This is a genomic window from Pedobacter sp. ASV28 (genome assembly GCF_016428855.1).
Lineage (GTDB): Bacteria > Bacteroidota > Bacteroidia > Sphingobacteriales > Sphingobacteriaceae > Pedobacter.
In genome coordinates this window covers 35,935-48,711 of the sequence record NZ_JAELTN010000042.1, presented here as the reverse complement: position 1 = coordinate 48,711, position 12,777 = coordinate 35,935, and the positions used below count along the sequence as shown (strand labels likewise).

Genomic DNA, 12,777 nt, shown 5'->3' with positions numbered 1-12,777 from the left:
CCCCCCCCCCCCCCCCCCCCCCCCCCCCCCCCCCCCCCCCCCCCCCCCCCCCCCCCCCCCCCCCCCTTCTAATGACCCGCCCACCACCGAGAACTACACTATGGCTCGATCGTCGGCAGCGTCAGATCCCCCCCCCCCCCCCCAATACAGGCTATGCACGAAAGAACACTTACTATAGCAGTTCTTAGAATAATTTTGGTTTTTTGTTCATTTGTTCTCAGGTTTTTAGCTTTTATCCTTAAATAAAAAATAGTGCCTAATAATAGGGTGAGCGAATAAAATAAGCGGTTAACCAGCCATATGAAATAAAAGTTTTGACTAAAATCATGACCCCTGTTGAGGGGCATATTGTTTTCATTCAGAATGAGCAGGTAGTAAACGTCTAGTATAGCGGAAATAAAGAGGGCAAAACCAAATAGCGTGATGGTTAGCTCCTTGCGAATGAAATAGTCGATAAAAGCTAAAATTCCCGTGAATAGGGCCGCGGCAATGCCAAATGTAGTCCAAACGTTGGTATAGAAGCTCGTTTTTACATTAAAAAATAATGAGATAGAATTTTCATTCCCCTTGGTTGCAAATAGGATTGACAATACTACGGATAGCAATGGGGCGATACAGACCAACATGACTATCCATAGTATTTTTTTTGAAATGTTGTACCGATTTTTAAATCGGAATGCACTAGATTTTTTGAAGAAATTGAGCACGGCCTATCTATTATCAAGGTCTATCGCCTTCATCTTATTATAAAGTGTCTTTCTATCTATATTTAATATTTTAGCAGCTTTTGTCTTATTGAAATTCACTTCTCTCAACACTTTTAAAATGGTCTCATATTCAGCTTCAAGTGCTGCATTTTTTAAATCTCTAGGTTTGGTCCTCTCTGGCTCGGCGCTATATGTAGCATTTAAGATGGGCGCTTTAGCATAAGTCGAAATTTCCAGGGGGAGCGCCTTTAATTGGATTTCATCTGTTTCGGTAAGTAGTGTAGCCCTACGCACTACATTTTTTAGCTCCCTCACATTGCCAGGCCAATTGTAGGTCATGAAACATTCCACTACTTCTGGAGAAAATCCTTTAATATCTTTATTGAGCTCCTGATTGGCAAGTTGTAAGAAGGTTTCGGCAAATGCCAAGATATCTTTACCTCTTTGGCTTATGGGAGGAAGGTTGATAGAGAATTCATTGAAGCGGTGATAAAGATCTTCTCTGAACTTGCCTTTGGATATGGCATCTTGAAGATTTTCATTGGTGGCTACAATAATCCTAACGTCTAAATCTATTTCTTTTGTACTTCCAATTCTTTTGATTTTGCGTTCTTGCACCGTTCTGAGTAGGGCGGCTTGTATATCATAAGATAGATTGCCTACTTCATCTAAGAAGAGCGTACCCCCATTGGCCATCTCGAAATGACCTATCTTGGTGTATAAGGCGCCTGTAAAAGAACCTTTTTCATGACCAAAAAACTCGCTCCCGGCCAATTCTTTGGTCAAAGACCCACAGTCCATGGCTACAAAAGGTTTGTCTTTCCTAGGGCTGTTCAAATGAATGGCCTTGGCTACAGATTCCTTTCCTGTTCCACTGTCGCCCATCAAGATTACACTATATGCGGTAGGCGACACCAGTAAAATCTGTTTCATCAGATCTTTAGAAGCAGCACTCTGACCAATTACAAACTCATCCGTAAGCACATAATTAGCTTTGCTCGATTTGGTTTTTTCTTGTTCTTGCGGAGTAGTTTCCGGTAAACTGGCGTTTAAGGCAATTTGTGTTTCAATAGCCTTATTTATGGTATTTAAGATCTCATCTGGGTATAAAGGTTTCGTAATATAATCATACGCACCTAGTTTAATGAGCTCAACGGCCAACTTAATATCTGAATATCCTGTAATGATAATCACACCAGTTTTTGGGTAACTTTCCTTGATCTTCACCAACATCTCTTTACCATCTGTATCTTCCAGTCTATAATCGCATAAAACAAGATCATAGCTATCCTTGGCCAAATATTCCATGGCAGAATTTCCGCTTGTAGCGCTGGTTACATTGAAAGAATTTCTAGTTAAGAATTTAGAAAGTAATAAGCCGATGTTGACTTCATCATCAACGATTAATATTTTCCTCATACATCTATATATTGAGTATTTTCAGCTAAATATAAACAAAAAAAACTTTTGGGAAATATTTTCTACACTTTTTTGATGCGACCTTTTAATTTTGGTGGTATAATGAGGTATGGATCTGATCATTATAAATGATGCCCAAAAAAATCTATCTGCCTTTAAAATTGGCTTTTCTTTTTTCAAGGAAAGCAGCTACGCCTTCTTTAAAGTCTTGGGTATTAAAGCAATTGCCAAATTCCTCTATTTCAACTTGGTAGCCATTTACTTCTTTAGAAAAAGAAGCATTTACTGCTTTTATGGCACTTGAAATTGCCAGTGGTGCTTTAGATTTGATTTTTCCTAAAATTTCATTGGCCTTTTCCAGCAGGTTTTCTTGTGGTACAACATAGTTCACCAGACCTATTTTTTCTGCTCTATCTGCCGTGATCATTTCTGCAGTAAATATCATTTCGAAGGCATGCCCCTTACCCACCAATTGGGTTAGGCGTTGGGTGCCTCCGTAACCAGGTATTAAGCCTAAGGTTACTTCGGGCAAGCCTAGTCTGGCATTCTCGCTGGCTATTCTAATATGGCAGGCCATGGCTAATTCCAATCCTCCGCCTAGTGCGAAACCATTGATAGCTGCAACGACCGGCTTTGTACTGTTTTCTATGGCGTTGAATACTTGATCGTGTCCATTTTTGGCAAGTTGTTTCCCTTCTTCTAGGTTGTAATGTTGAAACTCTGAAATATCGGCCCCGGCTACAAAAGCCTTTTCACCAGCGCCAGTAATCAGCACAGCTTGTATATCTTCACTCGTGTTTGCAAAAGCTATCGCATCTGCCAGTTCGGTTAGCACTTCTTTGTTCAGTGCATTTAACTTTTGCGGACGATTGATGGTGATGTAAAATGTATGATCTTTTACTGTCGTTAGGATTTGTTGGTATGCCATAGTCATTAAAAAGGGTTTAAATTCTATTCAAAACAAATATAACCACATAGACACATAGTTTTTTCATACAAACTACTTTCCTTTACCTTAGCTGTTCTCTATGTGTCTATGTGGCTTATTTTTAAATGTGCTCTAAAAATTTCGGTGTTCTAACACCCAGTTTTCGATATAGGTTACAATGTCTTTCATGGCTGTTCCTGGCGGAAAAAGTTCTCCAACGCCTATGCCTTGCAGTTTTTTCATATCTCCCTCTGGGATAATACCGCCACCAGTTACTAAAACATCTGTAAGCTCTTTTTGCTTCATCATTTCAATAACTTTTGGAAAAACAGTCATATGGGCACCAGAAAGGATAGAAATACCGATAGCATCAACATCTTCCTGCAAAGCTGTATTGACTACCATTTCTGGAGTTTGTCTTAAACCAGTATAAATCACCTCCATGCCGGCGTCTCGAAGCGAGGTTGCAATTACCTTTGCTCCTCTGTCATGGCCATCTAAACCCACTTTGGCTACCAGCACCCTAATTGGTCGATTTAAAGTTTTGTTCATATGCAATACTTGATCTGATGTAAATGTAATTAAAATAGTTATTTGGTTAGTTAGTTGTTCGGTTTTTTAGTTCGGTTTTGGGCTATATGTTGCAGGTTACGAGTGATAGCCTCTTTGCTCTTTGTTGTTTACTTCCTGTTCCTTTAAAATACCCTAAATCTTGTTAACTTTGAGGCTTAAACAATACGATTATATGAGCGAGGAAAAATCATTGAACTTTATTGAAGAACTCATAGAGAATGATTTAAAAAGTGGAAAGTACGAAATGTTAGTGACACGTTTTCCGCCAGAACCCAATGGATATTTGCATATTGGACATGCGAAGGCAATATGCTTGAATTTTGGCCTAACCCAGAAATATGGAGGTTATACCAACTTGAGGTTTGACGACACCAATCCGGTTACAGAAAAGACCGAATATGTGAACAGTCAGCAGGAAGATATCCAGTGGTTGGGCTTTCAATGGAAAAATGAGTTGTTTGCTTCTGATTATTTTGGTCAGCTGCATGCCTATGCCGTAAAATTGATTGAAAAAAACCTGGCTTATGTAGATGATAGTACTGCCGAAGAAATTGCGGCTCAGAAAGGTACGCCAACAGAGCCGGGAGTTCCTAATCAATATAGAGAAAGGAGCATAGCCGAAAACCTTGATCTTTTTGCAAAGATGAAGAATGGTGCATTTCCTGATGGCGCTTGTACCTTAAGGGCAAAAATTGATATGGCCAGCCCGAATATGCTAATGCGCGACCCCATCATATACCGCATTAAACATGCCCATCATCACCGTACTGGCGATACTTGGTGTATTTATCCGATGTATGATTTTGCACATGGCCAGAGTGATAGCATTGAACAAATTACACACTCCATTTGTACTTTAGAATACGTTGCCCATAGAGAATTGTACGACTGGTTCATCGAGAAATTAGAAATTTTTCCATCCAAGCAATACGAGTTTGCCCGTTTAAACCTTACTTATACGGTAATGAGCAAACGTAAGTTGTTGCAATTGGTTAATGAAAAGCTTGTTAGCGGTTGGGACGACCCACGTATGCCTACCATCAGCGGATTAAGACGCAGAGGCTACACACCAGAAAGTATAAGAGAATTTTGTGAGCGTATTGGCATTGCCAAAAGAGAAAATCTCATAGAGCTTAGCCTATTGGAGTTTTGTATTCGAGAGGACCTTAATAAAAAAGCAAGCCGGGTAATGGCAGTGTTAGATCCTATCAAATTGGTGATCACCAATTATGAGGGAGATGGAGAGGTCTTGATTGGAGAAAACAATCCTGAAGCGGAAGATAAAGGTGGCACGCGTGAAATCCCTTTCGGCAGGGAGCTGTGGATTGAACGCGAAGATTTTATGGAAGAGCCTGCTAAAAAGTGGTTTAGGCTGGCGCCAGGAGCAATGGTGCGTTTGAAATTCGCTTATATCGTAAAATGCGACAATTTTATCAAAGATGAGCATGGAAACGTAACAGAAGTACATTGTAGTTATTTCCCAGAATCAAAAAGTGGAAGCGATACCAGTGGAATAAATGTGAAAGGAACCATTCATTGGGTAAGTACAGCTCATGCAAAAACAGCCGAAGTTAGATTGTATGATAGGTTATTTACCGTAGAGTCGCCTGATGCGGAAGAGGGAGATTTTAAAGATTATTTGAACCCCGGGAGCATGCAAGTGTTGGATAAGGTTTATATTGAACCCTACCTTGCAACAGCAAGCTTAGAAAATAGATATCAATTTATTCGTAAAGGTTATTTCTGTGTAGATAAAGATTCTACTGCTGATAAGCCGATCTTTAATAGGGTGGTCTCCTTAAAAGATAGTTGGAAAGGATAATTTTCCCCAAAATAAAAAGGTTCAGGATGTTTAATCCCGAACCTTTTTAATTAACTAACACTATTATTTTACTATTTTACAATGACTTCTACGTCTACACCAGTGATGCCTTTCGTAGCGGGATTGTAAGCTTTGAATCTTGCCAGAACAGTACCAACAGCAGGTTTGGTTTCTCCAAGCTTATAGAAAACCTCAGTTGCTTTTAGTGCGGTAAGTCCATTAAAGCTGGCAGGTAAGGTTTTCCCAGCTTTCAACGTAAAGTTTAAATTCTTATTAAGGTTATCGTAGGTTTCATTAAAGTTATTCTTAATATAGGCTACGCTTTCTCCGGTTAGCACCTGACCATTTACTTTAATCTCAGAGGCAAATGTTAATGCATTGATAATATTCAGGGCATTGAAATGTGTTTCTATGGTATTCAATGCAACTGGTTTTATCGTGGCAACACGATTTAAGTTTTGACTATAATAACTGGTCATCACTAGGCTATCTCTATTGTAGTTATTTACCAAAAAATCGAAATCGAAATTCTTGGATATTTTTAGATCTGACAAAAAGCTGGAGTTAAAGAAAGTCAATGAAGAATTAAAATCGCCATATACATCATAGGTGTTTTTATCTTCGGTGATGTTAACCCTTCCGAAAGGACCAATCATGGTCACTGGGAAATACTTTTGTGTTCTGGTAAGGAAACTAATATTGGCCGGGTTGTTTAAGATTAGATTTCTTGCATTTGCATCTGTTAATGAAGAGTATGTGGTAATTAAACTATTGATATCTGCAATATCGGCTGGGCTAGTAAATATGGCTTTTGCCAAGTTTAATTCCTCTATTAGGGTTAATGTGGTATATTGGATTCGGTAAAGATTTACCGACTTATCTTTTTGAAAGCCAAATCCTACCTTAAATATTAGGGAGTTTTTATCTAGTTTTTGTGTTACCCAAACAGAGTCGTTTGTAATGTAAGACTTGATCTGGGCATTGTAAAACCCCCTTCTTTCGGTTCCTTCTGGAACACTGTTGTCCAGGGCTTTCTCGCAAGAGCTGAATAAGGCCAGTAAGATAACCACTGAAAGGCTGTATTTTATAAATGCTATAATTTTCATTTTATGTTTCAATTAAATTGCCTAATTAATTATTGCTCATATTTCCTTTTAATGGTAATTAAGCGATCTTTTACCTCTTGGGTTTGTAGGTATTCCCTCAACTTGTTAAGGTCAAGCCCCAGGTTTTTATAGTAATCAAGCACATATTGGTATTTTTTGGTAGATTCTGTACTTTTTAAATAAGTGGCCTGTATCTGTGCCGGGGTTTTCCAAACAATGATCTGCACATAGGTGGCGAAATCTTCCATTTCGTTTTGCATACCATAAGGAATGAAAAAGCCTTTTGAATAAGCGGTTGCAGCAGTTGTGCTCTGATATGCATTTGTGCCTTTTAAATAATTTGCTGCTGCGGCTAATGCAAATGGTACAGGGATATCATTTCTCACATTTACATAATGGGTATATTCATGATATAAAAACCCAATTAAACCTGCTTCTCCGGGATTACTGAATGTTGCCGCTTCATAAATCATATTTAAAAATGCGGCATCGGCATTCTTTCTTCTTAGCGCCACCCCAAAATTGGTCAGTCCGCCGAGTGTTAGCCTATTGGGCTGAATGTTACCAGCCTGACCAGAAGTACTTTCTCCGAAGCTTTCAGAACCGCCATAGTTGATCCCGCTACCAATTAAATAAACGGTTAAGGGCGTTTGTTTTTTAACAAAGGATCCATTTTCTGCAACATTGGCCAATGCCTTGAAATACAGTTCTTCCATAATTTCCATATAGGGCAGTACATCATTGATGCTGGCTGGATCTGCAATGGCATTTCTGGCAAATACATTTCTATCCCAATTGTATTCAAATAATACATCGTATTTGTCAAAGAACTCTTTCTGTTTCTGGCCAAGAGGGGTGTTGGCAAAAGAAACTGCCGGTTCTATTTCGGCGGAGAGTTTTTTCTCCTTTTTACAAGAAATGGAGAGGAGTAAGCTTAATATGATAAAGCTTAGTTTAAATTTTAAATTTCTTTTCATGTTAAGGTTTAATTTATTGTACATCACCATTAAATTGTATTTCTTCAAGCGGTAGCTTTATGACATAATCATAAGGGTTGGTTCCGTCTATCTTAAAGTCAGTTCCATTGTAATTATGGGTAACAGGTAAATTATGTCGTTTGATATCGAACCATCTAATACCTTCTACAAAAAACCTGAAACGTTTTAGCTTTAAAATGTAGGTGATGCCAGCTTCTTTAGTGGTGATGCCATTAAGCTCAGTTTTTAGGGCATTGGCGGCTGCAGTTGTAAAAGGTAGGTTGTCTATAACTGCGGTTAGGTCTGATTTTACTGTTGCGTTAAATAGGCCTTCATCTTGTATGGTTGCCTCGGCTTTATTGAACAGGACCTCATCTACAGTGATTAAAGGCAAGTTCATATTTCTGTTTGCTGCAGAATAGAAATAAATATACTTGATGGGAATATAATCTGCAAAGAGCGCACTTGTTTGTATCATCTCTCCCGCCGTAAAGCTGTTGCCAATAAACTGATTTAATGGATATGGATAAAATCCAGACCAGAAATAGGCAAATAGTTGGTAAGTGTTGTTCCCCATCATGAGGTAAGAGGTATTGGCGGGGTCAAAATATGACCTGCTATACAAGTCGCTATTATTTGCACTTGCCGTTCTTAGCGTTTTTACGTTTAAAGGAAGCCTGTCTATTTGTAAAGCTAAATCTGCATACTTTATGCTTGATTTCCAATCCTTTTTATTCAGGTAAAACCGAGATAGCAAACCATAGATAGCTCTTTTGCTGAAGTAAAATTTGCTGTTGAAGAACGTATTTTTTTCATCCATCAGGCTGATGGCATTTAAGAGGTCTTCTTCTACTTTGGTATAGATAAACTCTACTGTAGCTCTTGGTCTATTGACTACAGCGCTAGAGTTGTACTCGCCAATATAAGGCACTGACAGGTCTTGAGCGGCTGTAGCCTTATCGTATTGCTTACCAAATAGATTGACGAGCATAAAATTACAATAAGCCTTAATGGCAAGCGAGTGTGCAATAATGTTGTTTATTCTTTTTAGATCACCACCTTCACTTTTAAGCTTGTTGGCTTGAAAAATCAACAAATTGGCATTGTTAATTCTAAAGTAGTAGCGTAAAAAAGAAGAGTTGGGATTCATTCCTGATGCCAACATCTCATTCTTATTAATGCTCTGTCTATTAATATCGAATGTAAAGATTGGGCGCAGCTTTTCAGAAGCATCCCTTACTACGTGTCCGGCAATATCTTTATAAGAGTAATCATCAGACATTAAATCTGTAAAATGATGGTCAGATCCTGGCTCTAAGGCAATAATTGCCTTTTCTAGATCTTTTAACTGATCGATAGATGACCTATTGTCTATAGGTTCGTTAAGAAATTTCTTGCATGAGGTTAATGGGGCTATAAAAGCCATTAGTATCAAGCTAAGTTTTAAAATTGATCTATCTATTTTAAATAATTTATTCTTCATACCTTAAAAACTAGCATTAAGTGAAATAGTGAATGATTTTACTGGAGGAATATTTAGTCCGCCGAGCAAGGTTTCAGGATCTTGTCCTTTAAGTCTTTTAGAAGTCCAAATAGCTATATTCGATGCCTCAAGTGCAATAGCGAAATTTTGCATTCTTAGTTTTCTAGATAGCTCGGGGAAACTGTATTGGAAGTTAAGATTCCTAAACCTTAGGTAAGAAGCGTTTACTGTGCGCATATTGTTATAGTTATAGGCCGTAAATATGGACTCGTTGAAAAAGCCGGCATTGTTATAGTTTTCAATATCGGTATCGGTAATCAGTCTAGGAATTACGGTATACTTTTCGTCTCCAGGTGAAGTCCATCTGTAAGCAAAATCTCCAGGTGTATTTTGGTCGTCTCTAAATAGGCTGGTAATTGAACCACCTCTGTAGAAATCAGCCAATCTTACCACATGGCCGGCATTGAATACAAAAGCAGCACTTAATGACATGTTTTTATACCTCAGTGTAGGGGTAAAACCTCCAGAGTATTTAGGGTCTCTACTTCCTTGGTATTCCAAGTCTTTAATATTGGTCGAGTTGGCAACAAAAGTTGAAACTACTTCTCCCTTGCTGTTGTAGTATTGAGGTAAACCATCGCTAGACAGACCTGCAAATTTAAAAGCATATAAACCAGAAACGGGTCCTCCTTCCATAGCATACCCTCTAGAGGTTGCAATCTGGAAAATGGTAGGGTTGCTGCCAGTAAGATCTGATAACACTTCGTTTTTATTATAAGCCGCATTGAACATCATGTTCAACCTTAAATCGGATACGAGCTTAACTGGACGTAGGTTGATGCTTAACTCCACCCCTTGGTTGCGCATATTTGCCCAATTGAAGGTTTTGTTGGAGTAACCTAGAGAAGGGGCTACTTGTCTGTTACCTAACAAGTCGAAATTATTTCTTCTATAAACATTCGCACTTACATCTGCATATTGAAATAGGGTAAAATCAACTCCAGCATTTAAAATGTGCTCTTTTTCAAATTGTAGATCGGTATTTTCTGGTTCTAGAATACCTACCGCAGTGGTATTATATGCAGGATATACCCTGGTAATGTTGTTTAGGTAGGCTACCAATGCAGGTCCTCTCGCACCATCATTACCTCTCAGTCCATAAGAGGCCCTAAGCTTAACGTTAGATAGGGTCTGTTCTATAGATTTCATGAAATTCTCATTGCTCAGGTTCCACGAAATTCCTGCTGCCCAAGTTGGGGTAAATCTGCTAGAGGTAATGTTGGCCGCATCATTTCTTAGGGAAAGGTCTACCACATACTTACTCTTGTAGTTGTAGGAGATATTGGTATAATAAGATACGGTATGTCTATTGTATTCTGTATAGTAGTAATTGGTACCTGCCAATAGGTTTCTGCCATTATACATTCTTCGCTCATCTTCGGGAAGTTCGGTGGCCTGGATCAACCTTTGTAGGGCCAGATAGTTTGGTGTGGTCGTTCTGCTAGAGCTGAGGTAGCCATATCCACGGTTAAAATATCCGTTTTGTTCATTAGAAGTTATTTCTGCTCCTGCTAAAGCGGTAATGTTATGACCTTTGAAATTATTTAATGCATTCCACTCTAATTGAAGCCTGCCGGTATAAAATTTAGAAGTAGTGGTTTCCCTATCTAAGATACCGCCTTCTGGCAATACACTTACTGTAGGTAGATATAGGGCGTTTGCTGGGTTTCTGTAGAGTCTTGGATTTCTATCGTTAATAGAGAGTAGAAAGCCATCGGGATCAATAATTCCCATTTGTCTGAATTGATTGGCGTAATTAGAAAACTCGGTTTGGATTTCGTTCACATCATTGTTTGCCACCCTTGTGTTAAATAAACCATTAAGTTTTAAATTATCGGTAAATTTATATTTGACATCAACCTGTGCCAAAAAATCACTATTGTTAAGCCTTATATAATTGTTGTTGATCTCCTCGATTATATTGAAGTCTGTATAGCCTCTCTTATAATATTCGGGATTACCATATATATCATAGGGTCTCATGTTTCTGCTGGCATCCCTAGCATATATAAATGGGTTTACCTGAGTTCCCGGGTTATTTTGATTCCTGTTAGAATATTTAACCATAAAATCGGCCGACAAGTTTTTGTTTAACTGATAGCCAGAGGTTAAATTCACGGTATATCGCTTAACTTTTTCACCTATGGTTTTTCCCAAATCATCATAATAACTAACGGATAGCCTTCCAAATGCATTTTCGCCACCATAGCTTGCACTAACGGAGTGTTGTTGCATGAAAGAATTCTTATATAGATAGTCGAACCAATCGGTATTGATTGTTTTCAAGTCTCTTACCTGGGCCCTGAACTGTTCATCGGTTAAAGATTTAACATTCCTATCATAGATCAATTTAGAGTAGGCGCCAGAAGTTTGTGCAGAAAAACTCATTAGGGAGTTCTGGTAGGTTTTGAATATTTGTTCGTTTAGAACGGTTTGTTCATAGGAGTTTAATACATCAAAATCGGTAATGGAAGGTTTTAACGTTAGCGTACCATTTGTGCTATAGTTAATGCTTAGGGCCATATTCTTTCTCGCCCTTTTCGTTGTAATTACAATAACCCCATTTACGGCCCTGGTGCCATACATAGCTGTAGCGGTTGCATCTCTAAGTACGGTAATGTCATCTATATCTTCAGGGTTTACACCAGATAAGGCACTTGCTAATAGGTTTCTAGCTCCACCTGAATATAGTTCTGAGGGTGCAATGTTTAAGGGGGCCTCCAGTGGTACGCCATCCAAAACCCATAAAGGTTCATTTATACCTGATAGCGACGAACTTCCGCGTACACGGATTTTAGGAGCTGTTCCAAATACTGCAGAAGCAGTTTCCACCGCTACACCGGCTACTTGGCCTTGAAGCATCTTGTCAAGAGTACCCATACTGGCTACCTGAATGTCTGATGCTTTTATTTTGGTTACCGATCCGGTTAAAGATTCCTTTTTGATCTGCTGATAACCTGTAATTACCACATCACTTAAGCTTTGCACATTACTTTTTAGGGCAACCTTCATACTAGCTTCAGCGGCCGCTTCATGGCTAATATAGCCTATACTGCTGAAAATCAGGGTAGCACCGATTCGGGTTACATTGATTTTAAACTCGCCATTATTATTGGCCATGGCGTAATTTTTTGTGCCTTTTTCAGTCACAGAGGCGCCGGGAAGTGGCTCGCCTTTGTCGTCAACAATTCTTCCGGATATCGGAATAAGTTGTTTCGCTTCGTTTTTGGGCAAGTTGTTTTCAACAGGTTTGGTATCTGGGTTAATTAAAATAGTTTCACCTTGAATATTATATTTAAAAGGTTGATTGGTAAGGGCTATTTTCAATGTTTCATCTACCGTCGCTTCCTTTACATTAATACTTACCGGCTTTGCTTTAACTAGCAAATCGGTGTTATAAACCAATTTATAACCGCTCTGTTTCCTTATTTCCTGAAGCACTTCATTCAATGAGGATTTTTTTAAATTGAGCGTTATCTTTTGTGAAAACGATTTTGCAGATATCTGTATACTTGCAATAAATATTAACAGTGTAGTTAACTTCATGGCTAAAGTAAATTTAAAGAAGAGGTTTCTGTAAACCACACGACTCCGTATATCATCAAACAGAGATTTGGTGTGAATTTTTAAATTCATACTTTTGTTTAGATTAAATGTAATTTGTTTAGGATTAATAAGTTTGTTTAATCATAACCGGTTATG

9 protein-coding genes are annotated in these 12,777 nt (G+C 38.6%); 1 reads left to right on the top strand and 8 read right to left on the bottom strand.

Annotated features, from left to right (window positions below; translation table 11 throughout):
- Positions 1-98: 98 nt before the first annotated feature.
- The 4 genes from JHD79_RS15480 to JHD79_RS15465 all read right to left on the bottom strand — a co-directional run bounded on the left by JHD79_RS15480 (position 99) and on the right by JHD79_RS15465 (position 3,606).
- Positions 99-626, bottom strand: a complete 528-nt coding sequence (locus tag JHD79_RS15480; protein WP_199120208.1) for a hypothetical protein — start codon at positions 624-626, stop codon at positions 99-101.
- A gap of 84 nt (positions 627-710) precedes the next feature.
- A complete protein-coding gene (locus JHD79_RS15475) occupies positions 711-2,126 on the bottom strand; it encodes a sigma-54 dependent transcriptional regulator (protein ID WP_199120207.1) in 1,416 nt (471 codons plus the stop codon).
- Between the two features lie 145 nt (positions 2,127-2,271).
- Entirely contained in the window at positions 2,272-3,054 is a 783-nt protein-coding gene (locus JHD79_RS15470; RefSeq protein WP_199120206.1) for an enoyl-CoA hydratase/isomerase family protein, read from the bottom strand.
- A 132-nt stretch (positions 3,055-3,186) separates the two neighbouring features.
- Positions 3,187-3,606 carry a cobalamin B12-binding domain-containing protein gene (locus JHD79_RS15465; protein WP_199120205.1) on the bottom strand — a complete coding sequence of 140 codons (420 nt, stop codon included), beginning with the start codon at positions 3,604-3,606 and terminating at the stop codon, positions 3,187-3,189.
- A 193-nt stretch (positions 3,607-3,799) separates the two neighbouring features.
- On the opposite strand from JHD79_RS15465, the gene JHD79_RS15460 reads away from it, so the two are divergent.
- Complete coding sequence (locus tag JHD79_RS15460) at positions 3,800-5,449, top strand: glutamine--tRNA ligase/YqeY domain fusion protein (RefSeq protein ID WP_199120204.1); 1,650 nt, start codon at positions 3,800-3,802, stop codon at positions 5,447-5,449.
- Between the two features lie 71 nt (positions 5,450-5,520).
- Here JHD79_RS15460 and JHD79_RS15455 read toward each other — a convergent pair whose 3' ends face one another.
- Genes JHD79_RS15455 through JHD79_RS15440 form a run of 4 tightly spaced genes read right to left on the bottom strand, consistent with a single transcriptional unit; the run spans position 5,521 to position 12,711 of the window.
- Positions 5,521-6,555 (bottom strand): hypothetical protein, encoded by a 1,035-nt coding sequence (locus JHD79_RS15455; protein ID WP_199120203.1) that lies wholly within the window; start codon positions 6,553-6,555, stop codon positions 5,521-5,523.
- Between the two features lie 29 nt (positions 6,556-6,584).
- A complete protein-coding gene (locus JHD79_RS15450; RefSeq protein WP_199120202.1) occupies positions 6,585-7,532 on the bottom strand; it encodes a substrate import-associated zinc metallohydrolase lipoprotein in 948 nt (315 codons plus the stop codon).
- Between the two features lie 13 nt (positions 7,533-7,545).
- Positions 7,546-9,015: a RagB/SusD family nutrient uptake outer membrane protein gene (locus JHD79_RS15445; RefSeq protein WP_199120201.1), complete on the bottom strand. Its 1,470-nt coding sequence runs from the start codon at positions 9,013-9,015 to the stop codon at positions 7,546-7,548.
- Positions 9,016-9,018: 3 nt separating this feature from the next.
- The gene (locus JHD79_RS15440; protein WP_199120200.1) at positions 9,019-12,711 is read right to left on the bottom strand and encodes a SusC/RagA family TonB-linked outer membrane protein; all 3,693 of its coding nucleotides are present in this window, start codon (positions 12,709-12,711) and stop codon (positions 9,019-9,021) included.
- Positions 12,712-12,777 lie beyond the last annotated feature (66 nt).